At 47.6% G+C, this 24,016-nt stretch carries 19 protein-coding genes and 1 tRNA gene; 10 read left to right on the top strand and 10 right to left on the bottom strand.

Going from position 1 to position 24,016, the window contains the following annotated elements:
• Nucleotides 1-10 precede the first annotated feature (10 nt).
• Together ftsZ and lpxC are read left to right on the top strand one after the other, a co-directional pair.
• Complete coding sequence (gene ftsZ / locus MHM93_RS06135) at nt 11-1,282, top strand: cell division protein FtsZ (RefSeq protein WP_022946066.1); 1,272 nt, start codon at nt 11-13, stop codon at nt 1,280-1,282.
• An 86-nt stretch (nt 1,283-1,368) separates the two neighbouring features.
• Entirely contained in the window at nt 1,369-2,280 is a 912-nt protein-coding gene (gene lpxC, locus MHM93_RS06130; RefSeq protein ID WP_239448389.1) for a UDP-3-O-acyl-N-acetylglucosamine deacetylase, read from the top strand.
• Nucleotides 2,281-2,313: 33 nt separating this feature from the next.
• On the opposite strand, the gene MHM93_RS06125 is transcribed toward lpxC, so the two are convergent.
• Nucleotides 2,314-2,811: a DciA family protein gene (locus MHM93_RS06125; protein ID WP_239448388.1), complete on the bottom strand. Its 498-nt coding sequence runs from the start codon at nt 2,809-2,811 to the stop codon at nt 2,314-2,316.
• A 415-nt stretch (nt 2,812-3,226) separates the two neighbouring features.
• Here MHM93_RS06125 and secA point away from each other — a divergent pair, with 415 nt between their 5' ends.
• From secA to MHM93_RS06095, 6 genes are all read left to right on the top strand, one after another.
• On the top strand, nt 3,227-5,932 hold the full coding sequence (gene secA / locus MHM93_RS06120) for a preprotein translocase subunit SecA (protein WP_239448387.1): 2,706 nt from the start codon (nt 3,227-3,229) through the stop codon (nt 5,930-5,932).
• Between the two features lie 66 nt (nt 5,933-5,998).
• A complete protein-coding gene (gene mutT, locus MHM93_RS06115; RefSeq protein ID WP_239448386.1) occupies nt 5,999-6,388 on the top strand; it encodes an 8-oxo-dGTP diphosphatase MutT in 390 nt (129 codons plus the stop codon).
• Nucleotides 6,389-6,480: 92 nt separating this feature from the next.
• Nucleotides 6,481-8,571, top strand: coding sequence for a M13 family metallopeptidase (locus MHM93_RS06110; protein ID WP_239448385.1), 2,091 nt, complete (start codon nt 6,481-6,483; stop codon nt 8,569-8,571).
• 127 nt (nt 8,572-8,698) lie between these two features.
• Nucleotides 8,699-10,405 carry a gamma-glutamyltransferase gene (gene ggt, locus MHM93_RS06105; RefSeq protein WP_138508604.1) on the top strand — a complete coding sequence of 569 codons (1,707 nt, stop codon included), beginning with the start codon at nt 8,699-8,701 and terminating at the stop codon, nt 10,403-10,405.
• A gap of 174 nt (nt 10,406-10,579) precedes the next feature.
• Nucleotides 10,580-13,201 carry a family 20 glycosylhydrolase gene (locus MHM93_RS06100; protein WP_239448384.1) on the top strand — a complete coding sequence of 874 codons (2,622 nt, stop codon included), beginning with the start codon at nt 10,580-10,582 and terminating at the stop codon, nt 13,199-13,201.
• 407 nt (nt 13,202-13,608) lie between these two features.
• Nucleotides 13,609-14,916 carry a sugar MFS transporter gene (locus MHM93_RS06095; protein WP_239448383.1) on the top strand — a complete coding sequence of 436 codons (1,308 nt, stop codon included), beginning with the start codon at nt 13,609-13,611 and terminating at the stop codon, nt 14,914-14,916.
• A gap of 81 nt (nt 14,917-14,997) precedes the next feature.
• Here the strand turns inward: MHM93_RS06095 and yjjG are convergent, their stop codons facing one another.
• The 4 genes from yjjG to MHM93_RS06075 form a co-directional block, all read right to left on the bottom strand.
• Entirely contained in the window at nt 14,998-15,669 is a 672-nt protein-coding gene (gene yjjG / locus MHM93_RS06090; protein WP_239448382.1) for a pyrimidine 5'-nucleotidase, read from the bottom strand.
• A gap of 2 nt (nt 15,670-15,671) precedes the next feature.
• The gene (gene yjjX / locus MHM93_RS06085) at nt 15,672-16,232 is read right to left on the bottom strand and encodes an inosine/xanthosine triphosphatase (protein WP_239448381.1); all 561 of its coding nucleotides are present in this window, start codon (nt 16,230-16,232) and stop codon (nt 15,672-15,674) included.
• 41 nt (nt 16,233-16,273) lie between these two features.
• Complete coding sequence (locus tag MHM93_RS06080) at nt 16,274-17,131, bottom strand: HDOD domain-containing protein (RefSeq protein WP_239448380.1); 858 nt, start codon at nt 17,129-17,131, stop codon at nt 16,274-16,276.
• A 244-nt stretch (nt 17,132-17,375) separates the two neighbouring features.
• Nucleotides 17,376-19,523: a TonB-dependent siderophore receptor gene (locus tag MHM93_RS06075; protein ID WP_239448379.1), complete on the bottom strand. Its 2,148-nt coding sequence runs from the start codon at nt 19,521-19,523 to the stop codon at nt 17,376-17,378.
• Between the two features lie 158 nt (nt 19,524-19,681).
• Here MHM93_RS06075 and MHM93_RS06070 point away from each other — a divergent pair, with 158 nt between their 5' ends.
• On the top strand, nt 19,682-20,146 hold the full coding sequence (locus MHM93_RS06070; RefSeq protein WP_239448378.1) for a thioredoxin domain-containing protein: 465 nt from the start codon (nt 19,682-19,684) through the stop codon (nt 20,144-20,146).
• 1 nt (nt 20,147) lies between these two features.
• On the opposite strand, the gene MHM93_RS06065 is transcribed toward MHM93_RS06070, so the two are convergent.
• Nucleotides 20,148-20,804 carry an NAD(P)H-dependent oxidoreductase gene (locus MHM93_RS06065; protein ID WP_239448377.1) on the bottom strand — a complete coding sequence of 219 codons (657 nt, stop codon included), beginning with the start codon at nt 20,802-20,804 and terminating at the stop codon, nt 20,148-20,150.
• A 154-nt stretch (nt 20,805-20,958) separates the two neighbouring features.
• Between MHM93_RS06065 and MHM93_RS06060 the strand changes: the two genes are divergently transcribed.
• Nucleotides 20,959-21,795 carry a LysR family transcriptional regulator gene (locus tag MHM93_RS06060; RefSeq protein ID WP_239448376.1) on the top strand — a complete coding sequence of 279 codons (837 nt, stop codon included), beginning with the start codon at nt 20,959-20,961 and terminating at the stop codon, nt 21,793-21,795.
• A gap of 168 nt (nt 21,796-21,963) precedes the next feature.
• Here the strand turns inward: MHM93_RS06060 and MHM93_RS06055 are convergent, their stop codons facing one another.
• The 4 genes from MHM93_RS06055 to MHM93_RS06040 all read right to left on the bottom strand — a co-directional run bounded on the left by MHM93_RS06055 (nt 21,964) and on the right by MHM93_RS06040 (nt 23,827).
• Nucleotides 21,964-22,431 (bottom strand): DUF6795 domain-containing protein, encoded by a 468-nt coding sequence (locus MHM93_RS06055; protein ID WP_239448375.1) that lies wholly within the window; start codon nt 22,429-22,431, stop codon nt 21,964-21,966.
• Nucleotides 22,432-22,467: 36 nt separating this feature from the next.
• Nucleotides 22,468-22,950: a DUF6795 domain-containing protein gene (locus MHM93_RS06050; RefSeq protein WP_239448374.1), complete on the bottom strand. Its 483-nt coding sequence runs from the start codon at nt 22,948-22,950 to the stop codon at nt 22,468-22,470.
• A gap of 86 nt (nt 22,951-23,036) precedes the next feature.
• Entirely contained in the window at nt 23,037-23,504 is a 468-nt protein-coding gene (locus tag MHM93_RS06045) for a DUF6795 domain-containing protein (RefSeq protein ID WP_239448373.1), read from the bottom strand.
• Nucleotides 23,505-23,750: 246 nt separating this feature from the next.
• A tRNA-Ile gene (locus MHM93_RS06040) sits at nt 23,751-23,827 on the bottom strand.
• Nucleotides 23,828-24,016 lie beyond the last annotated feature (189 nt).

The following is a 24,016-nucleotide window of genomic DNA, read 5'->3' as shown; positions in this document are numbered from 1 at the left end:
GAGAGTTAACATGTTTGATATGATGGAAGAACACAGCGAAGAAGCTGTTATCAAAGTAATAGGTGTCGGTGGCGGCGGTGGTAACGCCGTTGAACACATGGTGCAACAGCACATCGAAGGGGTAAAATTTATTACCGCGAACACCGATGCGCAAGCACTGCGTAAATCATCAGCTGACGTTACGGTTCAGCTAGGTACGCAGATCACCTCAGGTTTAGGTGCAGGTGCCAATCCAGATATTGGTAAGAAAAGCGCCGAAGAAGATGCAGAAACCATAAAAAGCGCATTAGAAGGCGCTGATATGGTATTTATCGCAGCCGGTATGGGCGGCGGTACGGGCACGGGTGCAGCCCCAGTGGTGGCACGTTTAGCTAAAGAGCTCGGTATTCTAACTGTAGCTGTGGTTACCCGCCCGTTTGATTTTGAAGGCAAGAAGCGTGCAGCAGCAGCGGAACATGGCATTGGTGAATTGGCGGAAATTGTTGATTCATTGATCACTATTCCGAATAACAAACTGCTCAAAGTACTCGGTAAAGGCACAACCTTATTGGACGCTTTCGCTAAGGCGAATGACGTACTTTATGGTGCGGTACAAGGTATTGCCGAGCTGATCACCCGCGCAGGATTGATCAACGTCGACTTTGCTGACGTACGTACGGTAATGTCAGCCATGGGGACGGCGATGATGGGCTCAGCCTCAGCATCAGGTCCTGACCGAGCACAAGAAGCTGCCGAAGCGGCGATTTCAAGCCCGCTCCTTGAAGACGTGGATCTAACCGGTGCAAAAGGCATCTTGGTCAATATTACTGCCGGTATGGACTTATCAATCGAAGAATTCGAAATCGTTGGTAATCACGTTAAAGCCTTGGCATCTGAAAATGCCACCGTGGTGGTCGGTACCGCAATTGATATGGAAATGAGCGATGAACTGCGCGTAACCGTTGTTGCAACGGGTCTCGGTGGTGATCGTCGTCCACAGTTCGGTGTTGTCGACAATGGCTTCAAGCGAGCTTCAGGCTCAGATGTAACTTCTAGCACGAGCAACAACCAGAGCACGTCTATGTTTGTGCCAAGTTTTGCTTCGCAGGGAACTCAAAGCGCTAGCGAAGAGTCCAAGCCGGTAGAAGAGCAGCCTAAAGTCGATAATAGCAGTGCAAGCCCAGCGGCAACGCCGAGCCAAGAAAGCCACAAAGGCAGCGGCAATAGCGCTGGCAGCAAGAAGCAAGAAGACGGTGGCGATTACTTCGACATCCCAGCGTTCTTGCGTAAGCAGGCTGATTAGTACAGAAAATAAACTGATTTGTTAACAGCAGCGATGTGTGGTAGAATCCGCCGTCTGACTTTAGTTTAAAGAGTGAGCGAAAGCCTATGATTAAACAGCGTACGATTGCAGAAGTAGTCAAAGCCACGGGTGTTGGGCTTCACAAAGGTGAGAAGGTTTCCTTAACTCTCCGACCTGCGAGCGCAAATACTGGGATAGTATTTCGTCGCGTGGACCTTGATCCGGTTGTGGATTTCGAGACAACCCCGGAAGCGGTGGGTGATACGCAATTGTGTACCTGTTTAACAAACAAAGACGGCGTTCGTTTATCGACTACTGAGCACCTTATCGCTGCGGCTGCGGCGTTAGGTATCGACAACTTAATTGTTGAGTTAGATAGTGCAGAAGTACCTATTATGGACGGCAGTGCGTTGCCGTTCATCTATCTACTACAAAAAGGTGGGTTAGCCGAGCAAAATGTTGCTAAGCGCTTTATTCGCGTGAAAGAAAAGGTACGCGTTGAAGAGGGCGACAAATGGGCCGAGATTGAGCCTTATGATGGTTTCCATATCGACTTTGAAATTGCTTTCGACCACCCAGCTATCAATGAAAGCCGTCAGCGTATCGGTCTTGATATTACCGCGCAAAACTTCATTGAGCAAATCAGCCGCGCGCGTACTTTCGGATTTATGAAAGACATTGAATACATGCATGCCAACAACCTAGCCCTTGGCGGTAGTATGGATAATGCAGTGGTATTGGATGATTTTAAAGTATTGAATCCGAATGGCTTGCGTTATGACGATGAGTTCGTAAAACATAAGATCCTCGATTGTGTGGGTGATATGTTTATGACCGGCCACAACATTCTCGGTAAGCTGACAGCTTATAAATCAGGGCATGACCTGAATAATAAGCTACTGCGTAAGATTATGGCTACTGAGTCTGCATGGGAATGGGCAACATTCGAAGACACCGTATCGATGCCTGCTCCGGCACTCGAGCTGCAAACAGCTTAAAAAATACTGATAAAAAAATGACGCCGTTGAGCGTCATTTTTTTTGTCTGCCGTGTAGCGCCAAGCGCCGTAATTTCTGCTGTAGCGAGGGAGGCGCATTCTCGGCCACATGTTCCAAATACTCGGCGCTTTGCTCGCTCATGGCCCGCTTCTTCGGCGCGGTTGTTTTGTTGCTGCCGGTCTGCGACTGAGGAGTTAAACGTCTCGCGGCATCGGGAGAGGTTTGAATTTTTACTTGGCAAAGTTGCGCTAAGCCTTGTTGGCGAAAGGCGGAAAGGATATCCATCTTTACGTAATTGAGTTTTAACGCAATGGTGGCACTTTGTGCTTCAATGATGAGCGCATCATCACGAATATTAGCAACACGACATTTCTTCGCTAGATTCTCACCGATCACTTCACGCAGCACGGTCTGTTGCTGGCTGAGCTGTTGGCTTTTAGCGCTATAGCCGGCAATACGTGACCCCATACGCGGGCTCAACTGGCCCAAAACTTCGTCAAGTTGTTTGGGTGCATACCTATCTTTCGCCATAAATCTAAGGTGCCTCTTGAATTCGCCTAAATCGTCACCACCTCTAGAGAATGCTTGAGCCCTGAGAATCACTTCTTTATTGCAAGCGGTGGGCAGCCAGTCATTCGGATGATTGCAAAGATCTCTATGAACGCTATGATAGGCCAGCGATAATACCAATGCCATTAATTTCTAATGCTGTAAACTACTGCGGCCAACAGGATAAATGGAATTGGTATTATTAGGTGCTGCAATTCATTGAGTTTGTTATGATGTCGCTCAAAAGTACACCGCTCAAGCAGTCACATTTTAGTTTGTCCACGCCAAGTGCTTCTAATGTCACGCTGGTGCTGTATAAATGGATGATATTAAGTAAGCAAGTGACTCGGGGTTGACCCAGAGCGCTTAATGCAGATGAGAATGTAACGGTTAAATCATGATCACTAAATTATTTACCAAGGTTTTTGGTAGCCGCAATGACCGCACAATAAAAAACCTACGCAAAACGGTCGCTTTAATAAATGCGTTAGAGAGCCAACTAGAGTCGCTCAGTGATGACGAGTTAAAGGCGAAAACCGCCGAGTTTCGCGAACGTTACGATAATGGCACCAGTCTAGATGACCTTCTTCCAGAAGCCTTTGCTGTTGTGCGCGAGGCTTCTAAGCGTGTTTATGGCATGCGCCACTTCGACGTGCAGCTAATTGGCGGCATGGTATTACACCAGGGCCGTATCGCAGAAATGCGTACCGGTGAAGGTAAAACCCTGACGGCAACGTTGCCAGCCTACCTAAATGGCTTGACCGGCAAAGGTGTGCACGTTATTACCGTGAATGATTACCTTGCCAAGCGAGACGCGGAAACCAACCGCCCGCTGTTCGAGTTCTTAGGTTTATCGGTTGGCTGTAACGTGCCTGGCATGATGCCGATGCAGAAAAAAGAAGCCTACAGTGCAGATATTACCTACGGTACTAACAATGAGTTTGGTTTCGACTATTTGCGCGACAATATGGCTTTCGGCATTGATGAGCGTGTGCAACGACCGCTCAACTTCGCTGTTGTCGATGAAGTGGATTCAATCCTTATTGACGAAGCGCGTACCCCGCTGATTATTTCTGGCCCGGCAGAGGATAGCTCAGAGCTATATACGCAAATCAATAAGATTGTGCCTGAGCTCGAACTGCAAGAAAAAGAAGACGAAGAGGGTGTTGAAGGCGATGGTGATTTCACTATCGACGAAAAAGGCAAGCAAGTTCACCTGACCGAGCGCGGCCAAGTTAAAGTTGAAGAACTGTTAACGCAACGCGGTCTAATCGAAGAAGGTGACTCGTTGTACTCAGCGGGTAGCATCACCCTACTGAGCCATGTTTATGCGGCTCTTAGAGCTCATAAGCTGTATCAGAAAGATGTTGATTACGTGGTCAAAGACAATGAGGTTATTATTGTTGATGAGCACACCGGTCGTACTATGGAAGGGCGTCGCTGGTCTGAGGGCTTACACCAAGCGGTTGAGGCCAAAGAAGGGGTGAAAATCCAAAACGAGAACCAGACGCTGGCATCGATCACCTTCCAGAACTACTTCCGCATTTATGAAACCTTGGCCGGTATGACGGGTACCGCTGATACCGAAGCATTCGAATTCCAACAAATTTACGGCCTAGATACGGTTGTTATCCCTACTAATAAACCGATGATCCGCGACGATCGTGCTGATTTGGTTTACCTGACTCAAGACGAAAAGTACGAAGCTATCTTAGCAGATATTAAAGACTGCCAAGAACGCGGCCAACCGGTACTCGTGGGGACAATTTCAATTGAGAGTTCTGAGTATCTGTCGCAATATTTGCGTAAAGAGAAAATTCAGCACAACGTATTGAACGCCAAATTCCACGCCCAAGAAGCCGATATCGTTGCTGATGCAGGTCTGCCTGGCACAGTAACAATTGCGACTAACATGGCCGGTCGTGGTACCGATATCGTGCTCGGTGGTAACTGGCAAAGTGATATCGATAAGCTTGATAACCCAAGTGAAGAGCAAATCGCCGACATCAAGGCTAAGTGGCAAGAGCGCCATGATGCCGTTATCGCAGCCGGTGGTTTGCATATTATTGGTACTGAGCGCCATGAATCTCGCCGTATTGACAACCAGTTACGTGGTCGTTCTGGTCGTCAGGGGGATGCGGGTTCAAGCCGTTTCTACCTATCAATGGAAGATGCACTGATGCGTATCTTTGCCGGCGAACGCATGACTAACATGATGCGCAAGCTGGGTATGCAGCGTGGCGAAGCTATCGAGCACCCATGGGTTAACCGTGCTATTGAAAATGCCCAGCGTAAAGTTGAGGCCCGTAACTTTGATATTCGTAAGCAACTACTTGAGTACGATGATGTGGCTAATGACCAACGTCGCGTCGTTTACGCTCAGCGTAACGAGTTGCTTGAAGAAGGGGATATCTCTGAGACTATTACCGCCATCCGCCATGACGTGGTTAATGGTGTGATTGATCAATACATTCCGCCGCAATCATTGGCAGAAATGTGGGATGTGCCTGGTCTGGAAGAGCGTCTAAAAGCCGACTTCCTGCTCGAGTTACCTATTCAGCAGTGGCTGGCCGACGATAACAAGCTGTTTGAAGAAAAGCTGCGTGATCGTATTGTTGATGAGGCGGCCAACGCTTATAAAGCGAAAGAAGAAATGGTCGGCGCACAAGTGCTTCGCCAATTTGAAAAAGCGGTCATGCTGCAAAGCCTAGATCAGCATTGGAAAGATCATCTTGCCGCGATGGACCACTTACGCCAAGGCATTCATTTACGTGGCTACGCGCAAAAGAATCCGAAGCAAGAATACAAGCGTGAATCGTTTGAGTTGTTCTCTGCGATGTTAGAGAACCTCAAGATTGATGTAGTTAATATTCTAAGCAAGGTACAAGTGCGTGCCGAAGAAGACGTAGAGAAAGTCGAAGAGCAGCACCGTAAATCGGAAGAGGTTCCTCGTCAGTATCAACATGCTGATGCTGAGCAAGTCGGTGGCGATGCGCCGCAGGCAGCTGTGGCTTCTCGTAGTGAGCCAAAGGTGGGTCGTAACTCTCCCTGTCCTTGTGGTTCAGGTAAAAAGTATAAGCAGTGCTGTGGCAAGTTAAGCTAATAGCACAGTTAAAATAATGGTTTTAAAAAGCGGCATATTGCCGCTTTTTGTTTATGGAGTTGTACTATGAAGCAGGTTGACGTTGCCGTAGGTATTATTAAACGCGAATCGCAAACCTATATTTGTAAGCGCCCAGAAGATAAGCACCAGGGCGGGCTGTGGGAGTTTCCTGGGGGCAAAATTGAAGCGGGTGAATCAGTTGCCCAAGCGCTGAGCCGGGAACTACACGAGGAAGTGGCAATCCGTGTGCATAGCACCGAAGAGTTTATGCGCATCGAGCATGATTACGGCGATAAGCATGTGTGTCTGCATATTCACATCGTCGCCGATTTCAGTGGCGAACCACATGGTGCCGAAGGGCAGCAAGGGGCTTGGGTGGAGATCGCAGCCTTAAACGACTATGCCTTTCCTGAGGCGAATGTAGCGATTATCAACAAGCTACTGGAACAGTCATAAATTGTTACAAACTGCGCCTGTGTTTAGCAAATGTTCAGGTTAATATGGCGTAGTCGGAATAATAACTCTATTAATCTAATCGGGACAACAACATGTATAAAGTAACCTTAGTTGCTGCGGCTACGGCCTTAGCATTAGGTTTGACTGGTTGCAGTGAGCAGCCAACACAGTCAAGCAGTAACAATCAACAAGCAGAAACAGTTGCAAAACAAGAAACAAAAAAATCGCAGCAGCTGGGTTCAGGTATTGAGCTTGAAAATATCGATAGTAACGTGCGTGCACAAGATGACTTCTACTATCACGTTAACGGCAAGTGGCTTGAGCGCACCGAGATTCCCGGTGATAAATCTAACTACGGCTCATTCACCGCTTTATATGATCAGTCGCAAGCAGCGCTTAAAGAAGTGATTGAAGCAGCAGCTAAAAATAGCGACGCAAAAGCGGGCAGTGATGAGCAAAAGCTAGGCGCATTTTATACCAGCTACATGAATACTGATGCGCTTGAAGAAAAAGGCATTACGCCATTAAAGCCGTACTTAGAGAACATTGCCGCCGCTGCCGATAAATCAGAGTTAGTATCGCTGATGGCTGACATTCGCATTCAAGGTGGTACCACGCCATTTGCTTGGTATGTTAACAATGATGCCAAAAACTCTAGCCAATATGCGCTTTATGTATCGCAATCAGGTCTGGGCCTGCCAGATCGTGATTATTACCTAAAAGATGAAGAAAAGTTCGCCACTATTCGTGATGAATATATTACTTACATCACTGATATGCTAACCAAAGCGGGTGTTGAAGATGCTCAGCAAGCGGCGCAGGACATCGTTGCATTAGAGAGTAAGCTTGCCAAAGCCCAGTGGAGCCGAGTGCAAAGCCGTGATGCGACCAAGTCATACAACAAGATGACCGTGGCCGAGGCAAACGAGTTGACTGGTGAATTCGATTTTGCGCAGTTCTTAGCGCAATCGGACATCGACAGCAAAGAAGTGATCATTCGTCAACCGTCTTACTTTGAAGACTTTGGCAACATCTTCGCAGAAACTGAGCTGGATACTTGGCAGGATTACCTGACTTTCCACTTTGTGAGCAACTATGCCGATGAGCTAAGTAAAGACTTTGTCGATCGTAAATTCGCTTTCTACAGCACCACATTACGTGGCGTAGAAGAGCAAAAGCCGCGTTGGAAAAAGGCGGTGGACTCTGCCAATGCTGTGTTAGGCGAAATGCTCGGTAAGGTCTACGTCAAAGACAACTTCCCGCCAGAAGCGAAAGCGCGTATGGAAGAGTTGGTAGAGAACCTGATCAAAGGCTTTGACCAAGCGATTGACGGCCTAGAGTGGATGAGCGCTGAAACCAAAGTAGCCGCCAAAGAAAAACTTAATAAATTCACTCCGAAAATCGGTTACCCAGATAAGTGGAAAGATTACTCGGCACTGGAAATTAAAGCAGATGACCTAGCGGGTAACTTTATTCGCTACAGCGAGTGGGCGTATAACGAAATGCGCGAGAAACTAGGTAAGCCGGTTGATCGTTCTGAGTGGCACATGACGCCACAGACCGTTAATGCCTATTACAACCCGGTGAATAACGAAATTGTGTTCCCAGCAGCTATTTTACAACCGCCATTTTTCAACCTAGAAGCGGATGACGCCGTCAACTATGGTGCAATTGGTGCGGTGATCGGTCACGAATTAGGCCATGGCTTTGATGACCAAGGCGCTAAGTATGATGGTGACGGAAACCTACGTAACTGGTGGAGTGAGCAGGATTTAGCGCAGTTTGAACAGCGCGGTAAGAAATTAGTGGAGCAGTTCAATGGCTTCGCTCCGTTTGAAGATGCTAGCGTCAACGGCGAGCTAACACTGGGCGAAAACATTGGTGACTTAGGCGGCCTAACCGTGGCCTACAAGGCTTATCAGCTGTCATTAAATGGCCAACCAGCGCCAGAGCTGGATGGTTTCACGGGTGAGCAGCGTTTCTTCATGGGCTGGGCACAAATTTGGCGCCGTAAGTATCGTGATGAAGAGCTCCGCAACCGTTTGATGACTGACCCTCACGCCCCAAGTCACTACCGTGTGATTGGTGTATTGCCAAACATGCCTGAATTCTACGAGGCCTTTGACGTCAAAGAAGGGGATGAGATGTACATCAAACCCGAAGATCGCGTTAAGATTTGGTAATTTCCATTAATCGCTACAAGGCCCAGCAATTGCTGGGCTTTTTTATGTTGGCGACCGCAAAGACATTGCTTCACTGTCGATTTATCACTAAGTTAATTAGGCGACTAAAAAAACAACAGAGTAGAGTATGAAGCGAATAACATTAGGACTATGCGCAGCAGGGATTTCGCTCAGTGTATTATCTGGGGTGGCTCAGGCTTATGATCGTATTACCGGCCATAGCTTTGCCAGCCGTTCGGAAGTGATTGCAACGCAAGGAATGGCAGCAACTTCCCAACCGCTGGCCACACAGGTGGCCTTAGATATTCTCAAACAAGGCGGGAATGCCATTGATGCTGCGATTGCTGCCAATGCCACGCTTGGCCTGGTCGAGCCCACAGGGTGCGGAGTTGGCGGCGACTTATTTGCCATTGTGTACTCAGCTGAGGATGACAAACTTTATGGTTTGAATGCCTCAGGGCGCTCACCCCAAGGCTTGAGTTTCGATGAACTAAAGAAACTCACCGCTGAAGAAGGTAAAATCCCCAGCTATGGGCCTTTACCGGTTTCTGTCCCCGGCGCTGTCGATGGCTGGTTTGAGCTGCATAAAAAGTTTGGCTCGTTGAGCATGGCAAAAATTCTAAAGCCGAGCATTGAGTATGCAGAAAACGGCTTTCCGGTCAGTGAATTGATTGCCTATTACATGCAGCGCAGTGTGTCAGCGCGGGCTCAATACCCGGGTTTCCAAGAAGTCTTTATGGCGGATGGTGAAATGCCAAAAAAAGGCGAGATATTTAAAAACCCGGCATTGGCTAATACCTATAAACAGCTAGCCATGGGCGGTCGTGATGCATTTTATAAAGGCAAAATCGCCAAAGAAATAGACCGTTATATGCAAGCCCACGGTGGCTATCTGCGCTATGAAGATTTAGCGAACCATACTAGCGAATGGGTCGAGCCGGTGGCCAGCACCTATCGTGGTCATACGTTATGGGAGTTGCCGCCGAATGGTCAGGGGATCGCGGCACAGCAAATCCTTAATATTCTTGAAGACTATGATATCGCCGCCATGGGTTTTGATAGTGCGCAGTATATTCATACTTTTGTCGAGGCGAAGAAGTTAGCCTTTGCTGATCGCGCTAAATATTATGCCGACCCTGCGTTTAATGACATTCCTGTGCAACGGCTGATCTCTAAAGACTATGCCGACGAGCGACGTAAGTTGATTGACCCCAATAAAGCGGCGAAGCGCGATCAAGCCGGACCGGTAGAGGGGGATACCATTTATCTCACGACTGCAGACAAAGACGGTAACATGGTGTCGCTCATTCAAAGTAATTATCGCGGTATGGGCTCAGGCATGACCCCCGAAAAGCTGGGCTTTGTACTGCAAAACCGAGGAGAGTTATTCTCGTTACAGCCCGGGCATTTTAATCAATACCAACCCGGCAAGCGTCCGTTCCACACCATTATTCCTGCCTTTGTGACCAAAGATGGTGAGCCGTACATGAGTTATGGGGTGATGGGAGGCGCAACACAGCCACAAATGCACGCGCAAATCCTCATCAATATGATTGATTTTGGTATGAACTTGCAAGAAGCGGGCGATGCCCCTCGGATCTTACATACGGGCTCCAGCCAGCCTACTGATGAAGTGATGACCGATGGCGGCTATGTATCACTGGAAACTGGCTTTAGTATGGAAACGCAGCGTCAGCTAATGAAAAAAGGTCATACCTTGCAAGGCGCAGTGGGGCCATTCGGGGGGTATCAAGCGATTATGCGTGACCCGGAAAACGGTGTTTATTACGGCGCCTCTGAGACCAGAAAAGACGGCCATGCGGCGGGGTATTGATATACCCTAGCAGGCAGATAGTGTTAATTGATAAAGGCGGCTTCGGCCGTCTTTATGTTTTATCAGCGGATGTAAATAATCGAGAAATGATAGCGCTGTCATTATGAATTTTATATGATGGTCGATAATCAGCCAAAAAAACAATAACACCAACAAGGGAAGGAATGAGTCACTATGTTTAGAAAACGCCTTATCGCCGCCTTAATGCTCCCCATTGCGGCTCAGGCTCAGCTGAGCCAAGAGCAAGTTAACCAATTTGCAGCGAATACCGAGTTTATGTTCGCGGTAGAAGACAACTTCCATAACAAAGACAGCAGCTTTCTTGGCAGCATTACCCTGACTAACCGCTCCGATGTGGCGCTGCCGGCAGGCCAGGGAGATTGGCAAATCTACTTGCATAACGTGCGCAAAATGAAGGAGCAAAGCGTTAAAGGGCTGCGTATTGAACACGTTAATGGCGACTTACACCGATTAATTCCTACTAGTGACTTTGCTGGTTTAGCCAGTGGTGAAACCCTAGTGATCCCATTTGAAGCCAGTGTATGGATAGTCGCTTACAGTGACTTTATGCCCCGTGCCTTTGTTGTCGCTAAGGATACCAAGCCTGCCATTTTTGCTAATACCGACAGCGAGGACTTTAGTGACTTCGTAACCCCTTTTAGTGAGCCCAAGCAGCTTCGCCGGTATAACGACCCCGAAGATAAAACCATTTTGGTTGATGCAAAGGTGCGTTTTGAGCGTAACCAAGGTTTGACCAAGGTTGATGCTGAACAAGCAGTTAAACGGATTATTCCTAGGCCACAAGAGGTGGATTACCATCGTGGCAGTGCGGTGTTAGACGAGAGCTGGAGTATCAGCTTTGCCGGGCAGTTAAGCTCAGAAGTTTCGCTCTTCACTGCGGATCTTAAAGCCAAATATGGCTTGAACCTCCGCGCTCAGGCTGACCACCTTAATGCTGGCGAAGATAAAGTTATTAAGCTCAGCGTGGATGCTCAAGTAGGTGAGCCTGAAGGGTATTACTTGGAAATTGATGACGACATTATCCGCATCGTCGGCCACGATAATGCCGGTGCTTTTTATGGCATGCAGAGTTTGTTGGCACTGTTACCAGCGACTGGTGCGGCAACACTACCTAACCTTGAGGTGCGCGATAACCCCCGTTATGGCTGGCGTGGCATGCACTACGACAATGGCCGTAATTACCATGGTAAGGCAGCGGTGTTCAAGCTTGTAGAGCAAATGGCGCGCTATAAAATGAACCGCTTACATTGGCATTTTTCCGAAGATGAGGGGTGGCGCTTAGAAATTCCCGGTTTACCCGAGCTTACCGAAATTGGTGCGTATCGTTGTTTCGACCTACAAGAAAATCGCTGTTTGCTTACGCAGTTGGGCACGGGGCCATTTAAGTCAGGTTCTGGCAATGGCTACTTAAGTCGCGCCGACTTTATTGAGCTATTGCAGTTTGCCAAAGCCCGCCATATTGAGATCATCCCAGAAATTGAGGGGCCCGGCCATGCTCGTGCCTCTATTAAAGCGATGGAAGCTCGTTATCGTCGCCTTAAGCAGCAGGCAGAGCAATATGCTCAAGGCTCTTTAACTAACCCACAACCCGATACTCAAGAATTTAGTCAGGTTGATTTAAGTGCCGCCACTCGCTATCTGCTCAGTGACCCAAAAGACACGTCCAGCTATATCACGGTGCAAAATTACACCGATAACTCAATGAATGTGTGCTTGGACTCAACCTATGCGTTTATGGATAAAGTCACTTATGAGTTACAGCAAATGTACCGTGAAGCGGGGACTAAACTTCGCTACTTGCACATCGGCGGTGATGAAGTTGGAGCTGGCTCTTGGATTGGCTCTCCCGCATGCCAAGCGCTATTTGCCGAAGCCAACAATGGGGTGGCCGGAGTGGCCGATTTAAAACCCTACTTTACTCAGCGGGTGGCGCAGCTGCTGCACAAGCGTGGCATTGCCCCTGGGGTGTGGGAAGACGGCATTATGTACGACAAGGTCAACCCGTTTAACCGCGATGAATACCCCAATGAGGTGTTCTTTACCAACGCCTGGGACAATATTTGGGAATGGGGCGTCGCCGATCGTGCCTATCGCTTAGCTAACGCCGGTTATCAAGTGATCCTCTCTCATGGCACACATTTATATTTTGACCATCCTTATGAAGCGCACCCACAAGAGCGCGGATATTACTGGGCAACGCGCTACACCGATACCGAGAAAGTGTTTGGTTATATGCCTGACGACCTTTATGCCAATGCCGATTACACCCGCGCCCGCGATAAAATAGATAACCTCGAGGCCTTGGTGGGTCGACCAATGCCAGCCTTGGAAAAGCCTGAAAATGTGTTGGGAATGCAAGGGCAAGTATGGTCTGAAACGATTCGTACCGAAGAACAAGTCTTAGCCATGGTTTTCCCCCGTATGCTTGCGGTCGCTGAGCGTGCATGGCACAAAGCGAAGTGGGAAGGAGAGCAACCCGATTCTCGCGCACGCCAGCAGGATTGGCAGCGCTTTGCCAGTGCCTTAGCAATAAAGGAGCTGTACAAACTCGATCGTGATGGCATTACCTTGCACTTACCGGTGCCTGGCGGTGTGATTGAGCAGGGTAAGTTGGTGGCTAATAGCGCCTATCCTGGGCTAAGTATCGAATACAGCCTAGATAATGGCAGCACTTGGCAGCCTTATAAGCAGTCGGTCACTGTCGGTGCGAACGCTGAGGTGTTACTGCGCTCACGAGTGAATAATCAAATCAGTCGCACCACTCGCGTGCGTTAATCACCGCATACATAAAAAGGCATGGCTATGAGGCGATGCCTTTTTTGTATCCCTCCACTCATTGCATATAGACAGCGCAAAGCGCCGGTTCACAACCTTTGTAACCCGGCATAATTAAGCCAACTCTTTGTTATATGGCCCTTTATCAGGCTGATAAAATTCTTGCTGGTAAAATAAACTCTTTTGACGTACAGTTTATGGCAGCGCTGTCATTTTTGTGAACTAGGTGTTAGTTTTATCCTAACGTACTGTGAAAAAAGCGCGGCTATAACAATAATATTTATATTCGGTGAGCTTGTGCGCTTACTTATATGCTGGCTTTGAAGTCAGCTTCCATCGAAACGGTAGAGATAACTATATGATCTGCTTAGTTTTGATGTTATCTATATCGACAACGAGAAGAGTTTATGGAAGCAACAGTGTCAACAACTAAAAAGCAAAGCAACTTTGTGCCTATGGCCATTGTCGCGACCCTGTTTTTTATTCTAGGGTTCGCAACATGGCTCAATGGCTCATTGATGCCTTACCTCCAACAAATTTTGAAGCTGACGCCGTTTCAGGCCTCGCTTATTCTATTTTCTTTCTATATCGCGGTTACTTTTACGGCTGTGCCCTCAGCTCTGGTGATCAAGAAAATCGGCTATAAAAATGGCATGGCACTGGGTATGGCAACCATGATGGTCGCGGGTTTCTTATACATTCCGGCCGCCAAAACCCAAGTGTTTGCATTGTTCTTATTTGCCCAATTGGTGATGGGGATAGGGCAAACCTTGCTGCAAACAGCCGTTAACCCTTATGTCGTGCGCATTGGCCCTGAAGAATCAGCGGCAGCACGTGTCAGTATTATGGGCATTTTAAATAAAGGTGCAGGGGTATTTGCGCCTATGGTGTTTACCGCATTGATTATTAGCAACTTCACCGGTTTAGTGGGCAAAGAGCTCAGCCAAGATGATATTGATGCCATGGCTAACAGCTTAGTATGGCCTTATATTGGCATGGCACTGTTTATCGGTGCGTTGGCGTTAGCTGTTAAATATTCTCCGCTGCCTGAGTTGGTCGATGATGAAGAGCAAGCAGGTGGTAAAGGTCAGGTTAAAGCCGCATTAGCGCACCCGAACTTGGCTCTGGGCGTGATGGCTCTGTTCTTGTACGTCGCAGTTGAGGTGATCGCCGGTGATACTATTGGCTCTTATGCACTTGCTCTCGGCGTGGAAAACTACGGGGTCATGACCTCTTACACTATGGTGTGCATGGTGGCGGGTTATCTTCTCGGGATTATTCTCATTCCGCGCGTTATTTCCCAGCAAGCCGCACTCAGTGGCTCAGCAATTCTCGGCTTTGCCTTGGTGATTGGTATTACCACAGTGAGTCGCGACTCTACAGTGTTAGCGCAAGCATTGCTAGTGCCTTTTGGTGGGCCTGCACTACCAGACACGGTACTGATGCTCGCTTTGTGTGGTCTAGCTAATGCTGTGGTATGGCCAGCAATTTGGCCACTGGCATTATCGGGCTTAGGCAAACTGACTAGCGTCGGCTCAGGCCTATTAGTGATGGGGATTGCTGGAGGGGCGTTCGGCCCAGTGTTTTTGAGTTTAGCGACCGGTTCAACGATTTCCGCAGAAGGACAGCAAAATGCGTATTGGGTGATGTTACCTAGCTATGTATTCTTCCTGTTCTATGCCCTCAAAGGTCACAAGATGACCTCTTGGAAGTAACTAATTTCTATTCCATTAGAAATATTCCCGTGTGTGAATGCCAGCCATGTGCTGGCATTTTTTATATTGGTAGGCTCGGCGTTACAGTAGCAACGTTCTTAGCTGGCACAGCGACTTTACCTCATAGGTTGGGGTCATATGCTCAGGGGCCTGTTTTTCATGGCGATTTAGCCAGCAAGTATCAATGCCCGCATTGATGCCGCCAACAATGTCCGATTCCAGCGTATCGCCAACCATCAGTATCTGCTCTTTTGGTGGGTGGCCCATTAGCGCGAAGGCATGGTCAAATACCGCCATATGAGGTTTGGCATAGCCGACTTGCTCAGAAATAACCAGCCACTCAAAAGCGCCTTTTAAGCCGGTTTTTTCTAATCGTGCGCTTTGTAGTTCAGTAAAACCGTTGGTGATAATGCCCAGCTTCGCTTTACCTTGTAGCGCGTTAAGCAGCTCGATTGCACCGGGCAGGGGTTGGCAAATTTCTGCCATCGCTTCCATAAATCGTAAGTTTAGCTCTCGAGCACTCACGCCTAGGCGCTCGGACCATTGCTCGAAACGGCGTTCCTGTAACTGCTGCGCGGTGATGGTGTTGCCCTGATATGCCACCCATAATGGCCGATTTACGGCTTCGAAGGTGCGGTAATCAGCGTCGGCAAAGTCCACTTCATAGCGGGCAAACATGTGTGTTAAGCCCGCTTTAGCATCAAAGTGGAACAGGGTTTCATCGGCATCAAAAAGAATCCAAGGGTAGCGCATAATTAACGTGTACTCGCAAATAACTCACTGTGATTAAAAGGCGCCATTGCCAGTAACAAGGCCTGTTGATAACTGCTTTGACGGGTGGCGTGGCCTTGCGTTAACAAGCCAATAGCACCGCCTTGCTGTTTAATATTCTTAGTTGCAAAAGCCTCATCCATCACATTGCCAAGCTCTTGGCCTTGCTCTAGTTTTTGGTATAAGTGCTTTGGCAGGGGCAAATTGCAGCTACGTCCGACACTGTGCTCGTCGCCATGAGCGATAACCACAAAGGCAAAAGTGGCCGCCCCGTAGTCAAACTGCGCGGCGCCGCCTTCCATAGCCATGTAATAATCACCTTGATAATGCGCTTGGCAATAACGAATGCGGTTATGCGCACCAAGCAGGGTTTGCGCCTCACCTAAAGGTTGATCGGCAACGCCTGAGGGAGCCTCCACACCTTGGCAAATAATGTCTCTATCCGGGAAGTAGGTGGCAAGGGCGGCTTTGGCGGCATTGATCTTTACTGGGTTTTTAGAGCCCACAATCAGCGTAATGGGTTTGTCGCTGTGGCATTCAAGCATGTGTCGTCCTTATTGTGCTGTTTGCCCAAAGTGTAGCATGCTCAATTGGCATTAAATATCAGTAGTGACTCTCCAGCTTCCAAACGGGCTTGATATTCATTTTGTTGCCACCCCAGAGTGGCTAATACTTGGCTTTCAATGGTGGACCAATTATTAATGCTACGAAAGCGTTTGTGGGTATGAGCAATGTTTTCTGCCACCTTTAAAATCGCGTAGTACAAGCGCTCTTCTTCACTGCTTTGGTGTTCATCTAAAAAGTCTAAATCATGATGGCGAAGCACGGTATTGCACAACACTTTCGGTAAATGCCAAGAATGGGCCATGTAAAAACCAAGGATGGCGTGATTACAGGGGTAGCGTTTATCTTCAAGCTGAGTCAATGATGCATGGACGTTGTCGTTGGCTTCGTTTAGTACGTTCACGTAATCAGGGTAATTCATCGCCATCACCGGAATACCGATATCATGAAATAACCCCAACGTTTGTAAATTATCAGCAGGCAAGCTTCGCGTTAAGCTTTGGCCTATGTAAACGCATAAGCGTGAGATCTCGGTTGAGGTATCCCAAAACCGCGCCAGGGAAATACAGCACCCTTGTTGCCGAAATACTTGTTTGAGCAAATAGCGGGAGACAATATGGCTAATAGTATTGAGGCCTAAGAGAATCACCGCGTAGTTAATATCAGTGATTTCCTTTTCTTTACCAAAATTGGGTGAATTTACCACGCGAAGCACGGTGGCTGACATCGCCACGTCGGTGGCAATAAGCTCACTAACAACATCAATACTGGGATCGTTGCGGTTTAACTCCGCTTGCAGCTGCTCTAATGCGGCGGGCTTAACAGGCAGCTTAAATCCAGCTTCTAGCTGTGACAGTAATGTTTCGTCAATACCTTGCATTGCCTCTCCCAAAGTTAGTTGGCGCGCATCAAAAAAGGATGCACCCGTGCTGAGCCTCTAGGGTTTAGTTGTGATACACCAAGTACAGCCACCATCACGCCTAAGTTTAGCGTAAATTCACGGTCGTGACCCGAAAAGTCGTGCACTTGCAACGTGTTATCACCACAGTGGTGTAGGGAGTAGGGCAGTGAGCAAAGGAAGTGGTGCACTGCAGGACAGCGCACCAAGAACATTCGATGAGGGTTTAGAACTGATAGCGCACTGAGGCTTTAAAGTTGCGTGGCGCGCCGTAGCGGTATTGATCGTAGAAACCTATTTGATTGTAGTAGCGTTTATCAAAGAGATTATCGAGGTTAATGCTGAACGTAAGGTGCTCAGAAACAGCATAACGAGCCATGATATTGGCGATACCGTAGCCACCTTGACCTACTTCTACTGGGCCGGTCATTGGATTGGAAACTTCATCAAAGGTTTCGCTTTGCCAGTTAATGCCACCACCGAGGGTTAAGCCAGCTAGGGCGCCGGAAAAATCATAGGTAGAAAAGACTTTAATCTGATCTTCTGGGTTGGTTGAGTTTAATATCTCGCCTTCTGGTGTTTCGCCCTCGGCATGAGTATAACCCAGATACACTTGCCAATTTTCGGTGATAGCACCGTTAAGTTCGAGCTCTACGCCTTGAGTGCGGGTGCCATCAATGCCTTTATAAATACGCTGCGTGGTGCCTGGAATGGTCTCGCCAGTGTATTCACCAACATTATCTTGGTCGATTTGAAAGGCTGAAAAAGCAACATCGAGCTTGTCGTTGAACAAGGTGGCTTTAATACCCAACTCGAGGTTTTCTCCTTGCACCGGGTCGAGATATTGGCCTTGTTCGCCAATTAAGCTTTGTGGTGAGAAAATATCAGCGCTATTGGCATAAATAACCCAGTTATCGGTGAGCGCGTAAGACAATCCTAAATAGTAAGTGAATTCGTCGTTTAGTGAGTAATCATGCGTCCGGCCGAAATTATCGGTATCGGTTTGCCATTGGTTTAAGCGCACACCACTAATTACCGATAATGATGCCGTTGGTTTCAACTGTGCAGCCACATAGGCTGACTGTTGCTCGGTCTCACCATACGAGCCGTAAGCGGCGGTGTCAGCCCACTGCGGCGCAGGGAATGCATAATCATCTTGGCGAAAATCACCGACCTGGGTTGGAGCGTTGATTGCCGGGTAGTAAGGCGTGGCAAATTCTTGCTTTTGCTGATTCCAACCCACAAGCAGCTGATGCGATTGGCCTAGCCATTCGAATTGACCCAGTAGCTCGATGTCGCCTGTGTGCTGCGTTCGTTCGGCGTCAATAAAGTTGACTGAGCCGGGGACCATGCCCTCATTGCTTTCCCGGTCGGGGTTTCCGCGTACCCACCACACATCGTACTCTAAGTCGTTATCGCCATATATATAGCTGGCTGAGAGTTGCCAATGTGAATTGAAGTGATGCTCAAACGTCACCACCGAATTAAGCGCTTGGGTTTTTGATGATGACCAAGGTTGTGCCGTTGAGGTGCCACGGTCGTATTGCGTGCGACTGCCATCACTATAAAATATCGGCATCCCTCCAGACATGGTTCCTTCTGGGTCGGTGTATTGATAGTCCGCACTTACTCGTAATAAGCTAGCGCGACCAATATCGGTTTCAACTGCGCCGTATAAAGTGGTTTGGCTCTGTGCAAAGCGCGATTGGAAAGATTCACGGTCGCTGTAGGCAGCAACAACTCGACCACGAACTCGCCCTTGTTGGCTTAGTGCTCCAGAGGCATCAAGGGTTGCTCGTTGGTAGTCCCATGAGCCCAGTGAAGCAGAGACATTAACCTGAGCGACCTCGGTTGGGCGTTTGCGGATTAGGTTGATAGCCGCAGAAGGGTTACCGGCTCCTAACATTAATCCGGTGGCACCGCGTACCACATCAACGCGTTCATAAATTGCTGTATCGGTTAAGTTATCTCCGTAGTTGAAGCGGGTGTCGTAGGTGGTCGCAATACCATCGTATAAAATACTGTTGACGCCAATACCGCGCGCTCGAATGGAAAACTTGCCATTATCCGCCTCGCGAATACTGATCCCGGTGACAGCACCAATCGCCTCAACTGGACTGGTTAACTGTTGGTCTTGCATACGCTGCTGGTTAATAGCAATGGCAGATTGTGGGGTATCAAGGTGGTTCAAATCCAGCCCGGTGGCGGAATTTAAAGACTCAACGCGATAGTCTCTGTTATTGAGCTTTTGTCCGGTTACCGTGAGGACTTCGATATGACGGGTATCGTCTTTAGCGCTGGCTAAGGCGCAATTGATGGAGCTGAAAGAAAGTAAAAGACTTAAAAAAGGTAGGGAAAATCTAAAAGAGCACATAAAATAAATCCGTTATTTTGATGAATAAAGAAGCGCTTACAGGGTTATGAAACTGCTAGACGCTTTGGAACTGAATTAGATACGCGAGCCATTATAAAGAAAGGTAAATAAATGTAAATCATTATCATTTAATGTTTTACTATGACGCCGGAGGATAAATGAAAGTATTTCTAAGTGTTAGTTGCGCCCTGCTGTGTGCTTTGTTGATGGTCACACCCCTGCAAGCCCAGCAGATACAGCAAGGGGCGGTGAGTGGCGAGCAGTTACTAAGTGACTATCCCGCTTTTCAACAGCATTACCAAGACTACCAACCCACAGAGCAAGACTTGCAAGCAATGGCTAAGTTAGCTGGTAAGGAGTTAGTGGTGTTGTTAGGCACCTGGTGTCACGACAGTGAGCGGGAAGTCCCTAAACTGCTTAAATTGCTAAAGCACAGCGAAGTTGAGCTCGCCCAGGTGTCGTTCGTTGCCGTGGACTACCAAAAGCAGGATAAGGCGGGTGTAGCACAACGTTTTAATCTTAAGTACACACCCACGTTTATTGTTCTAGATAAGGGGCAAGAAATTCACCGTGTGGTAGAAAAGCCCAAAAAATCGCTAGCAGCCGACCTTACGCGGTTTTAAGTCATTGTGCAGTGAGCTGCTGAGCAAGCTCACTAAGGCGCGAAAATGCCTGCTCTCGAGATTGCTGGTGGCGCTCATCAGCAAATTCTTGTCCTTGTATTTGTACATCAATAAAGCGCTCTACACCTAGATAATGCGCCACCGTTTTCAGATGCGGCACTAAGTGATTCATGGCGGCTTTATGCTCGCCAGGCGCAAGGCCATACTCGCCACATGACCAACACAAAATAAGCGTTTTCCCTTGTAACAGTGGACGCAGAGGCGAATCACCCCGCGTGGCATCAAAATCGAAGGTTTTATTAATTCGGATCACCTGATCAACCCAGGCTTTTAATGCGCTGGGCATCCCATAGTTATACATTGGAGTAGCCAAGACAATAACCGAGCTTGCCGCTAATTCGGCGATTAAGGTGTCCGATTCAAGCAGTGCCTGTTGATGAGAATAACTTCTTTGCTCGGCAGCGATGAAACAGGCCTCAATCCAAAATTCGCTAATGGCACGGGGAGGGTGTTTGCCCACGTCTCTGCGGATAATATGCACCGCCTGCTGTGGTAACTGACTAATGAAATGGTCGGCCATTTGTCGAGATATCGAGCGGTAACTAGGGTTTTTCTGATCGGCGGCGCGAGCGCTGGCATCAATTCGTAGTAGCTTCATAATTAACTCCGGTTGTTGGGGGAGTGATTACTATGGGCTTTTGAAGCACTGTGGCGCAAACGGATAAAACTCAGCTATGGATGAGATAAACTCATCTACTTGTGGTGCTCTATTCGCGTATACTCAATGCTTATTTACTCTTGGAGATAGCGTGATGCTGCCTTCTTTAAATGCGGTTAAAACCTTTGCCATCGCGGCGCGTAAAAAAAGCTTTAAGCTCGCCGCCGCAGAGCTCAATGTCAGTGCCACCGCTGTCTCACACCAAGTACGTAATTTAGAGCAGTGGCTAGGCAGTAAGCTATTCATTCGCACTGCGCAGCAGGTTCAGTTAAGCGCCGCCGGTGAGCAGTTATACCGCCATATTCATGGCGCTATGGATGATATTGAACAAGGCCTCATGCAGCTTAAACGCCAGCAAAGTCGCCTGCTTATTCATACAACCAGCGCCATAGCCACGTGGTTGATGCCGCGCATAGAGCACTACCGCGCACAGCAGGGCGAGTTGGCCTATCAGCTCATCACTTCAGAGCAGATAGCCGTTACCGGGCAGGAGCTAAGTAATGAGATAAGCCTGCGCTTTGGTGACACCAGCACTGTGCCGGCATCGCAACGTGTGAGCCAAGCGAGTTATGGGCTCTACCAAGCGCCGCATAAAGCGGATGAGTCTCAGGTGTTTATTCCCACATGGAAACAAAAAGGCTTAACCGAGCCACCTTGGCAACAATTTATTGCCAGTAATAATTTGAATGAGCAGGATTTTGACCGCCAATACTACGATCTCGAGTTTCTTATTTTGCAGCAGGCGATAGCCGGGCGTGGTTACGCGTTCTTACCGCAGACCTTTGCCCAAGACGCAGTGCAGCAGGGGCTGTTAGTACAAAGCCGGTGGCAGCCAGTGCCCAGCGAGCAGGGAGTATATTTTTATCAGGGAAGTACAGATAAAACAGCGGCGGCACAGCATTTTATGCAGTGGCTACAGGAACGTGGATAGGTATAAAGTGAAGTTATCTGTTTCTTAACAGGGACCCTCGCCAAGGTCATTCTGATTAGTTATCTAAGCTGACAGGCAAATGTATGGAAGAAGTGAATGAGCATACCCTAGGGGTCGGCGCACAATATCTCTAAGCTATTGCTGATAGGTGGCTACTTGATGCCTTAGTTAATCCTGAAATACCTCAAGTACTTTGAAATCAGCGTCCCAGCGACACCTACTATTAGCGAAGTACTTCACCTGAGATACACCACTATCAAACTCAAATTGTACTTCTGGATCCGTTAGATCGCCGATAATATTACCCAGCTTTTTAGCAAAAGAATCTAGTTCGTCTTTGCCCCGGTGTTTGGCAAACCATATTAGCGATTTGTTCCCATCAAACTCAGCATAAATATACTGGTGGGTAAAACTATCGAAAAACGGCTTGTTGGGCTTGTGAGATAGAATGCTGTACTTTGCAAGCGAGAAACAACCCTGGGAATCAGTGACCGTGCTATCTGAAAACTCTTGTTCACCTGAATAAGTGAGGATGCGGTGAACACGAACCCTTTTGGCGGGGTGACCGCTGATAAATAATTGCCCCTGTACTTTGGAGCAAAGATCGACTTGTTGTTTTTTGAATATACTAAACATAATTAGGGCGCGACCTATTCACATCTCAACCAGCAATTATTTATCATTTGATGACTCAGAAAAAGTATCAATAATTTCAAAATCACTTTGCCATCTGCATTTTCCTGAGGCTGACGTTTTTACATTGTAGAAACCACTATCAAATTCAAATTGGGCGACTGGGTCGGTTAAGTCACACCTCATATTCCCAAGCTTTTTCTCGAATGCTACCAGATCATCTTTTCCCGGTTTTGTGGCGAACCAGAGTTTCATATTTTCTGAATTATGCTCGGCATAAATATATTGATGCACAAAGCTCTCAAAAAACGGCTTGTTGGGCTTGCGAGATAGAATGCTGTACTTTGGAAGCGAGAAACAACCCTGGGAATCAGTGACCGTGCTATCTGAAAACTCTTGTTCACCAGAATAAGTGAGAACGCGGCGCACACGAACCTTATTTGCAGGCAGGCCATTAATAAGTAGTTGCCCAGAGACCCTAGAGCAAAGAACTATTTTATGTTTTCTAAAGATGCTAATCATATCCACTGTGAGGTTAGAAGGTTACTATAATAATTTGATTGCCCTAGGACAGGTTTTATAGCCACCCATGTTCTTTTTAAACTAAGTTAAGACCCTACTACTTTTATGATCTTAAAATCTTTATTCCAACGGCCACGGCTATTGGCACAGAAAAGAGTCTTTGGCATTCCACTATTAAATTGAAACTGCACTTCATCGTCATTTAAGTCGCAATTAATAGTCGATAACTTTTTAGCGAAAGATGCCTGTTCAATTCTACCGCCTTGCTCTGCAAACCAAATTAAAAGTTCTTGTCCTTTATATTCAGCATAAATATATTGGTGAACAAAACTCTCAAAAAACAGCTTGTTGGGCTTGCGAGATAGAATGCTGTATTTTGGAAGCGAGAAACAACCTTCGGAATCAGTGACCGTGCTATCTGAAAACTCTTGTTCACCTGAATAAGTGAGGATGCGGTGAACATGAATCCCCTTCGCGGGGTGGCCGCTGATAAATAATTGTCCCTGTACTCTGGAGCATAGATCGACTTGTTGTTTTTTGAATATGCCAAACATAGGGGATTCCTTTTCTATCTATCACTGAGAGTGGCAGCGCAAGCGAAAGAGTGTCAGGGGACATGAGCCATCCATAACTCAGCGGTATTTCCGTATTTAGGAAATGTAAACTTTCTAGATCACTAGGTCAAAACTTCCGGCTAAAAGGTGTAGAAAGGGAAGTATAAATTCAGTCTCCAGTCGCTTTGGAGTAAGAATAGACTTTAAGTAGCTAAAGGTGTTTTCTATAAGAAAGAGTAGTAAAAATGGTGGCCCCACCTGGACTCGAACCAGGGACCTAACGATTATGAGTCGTGCGCTCTAACCAACTGAGCTATAGGGCCATTTTGTGTTTTATAGTGAAGTCAGAGTAAACACATCCATGATGATAGTCACTCGGCTCGGTCATCCACGACCTCGCGTTTTTCACTTTCGAAGTGATGTTAAATCACTTCTCAAAGCCTTTGGCTTACGTTCATCACCTAAGCTATAGGGCGATTAAAATATTCCTGCGCAGTATAAGTTTTCTCATC

The sequence above is a fragment of the Pseudoalteromonas sp. MM17-2 genome, from assembly GCF_022347945.1.
Lineage (GTDB): Bacteria > Pseudomonadota > Gammaproteobacteria > Enterobacterales > Alteromonadaceae > Pseudoalteromonas > Pseudoalteromonas ruthenica.
This window is presented reverse-complemented; position numbering and strand designations above follow the sequence as displayed.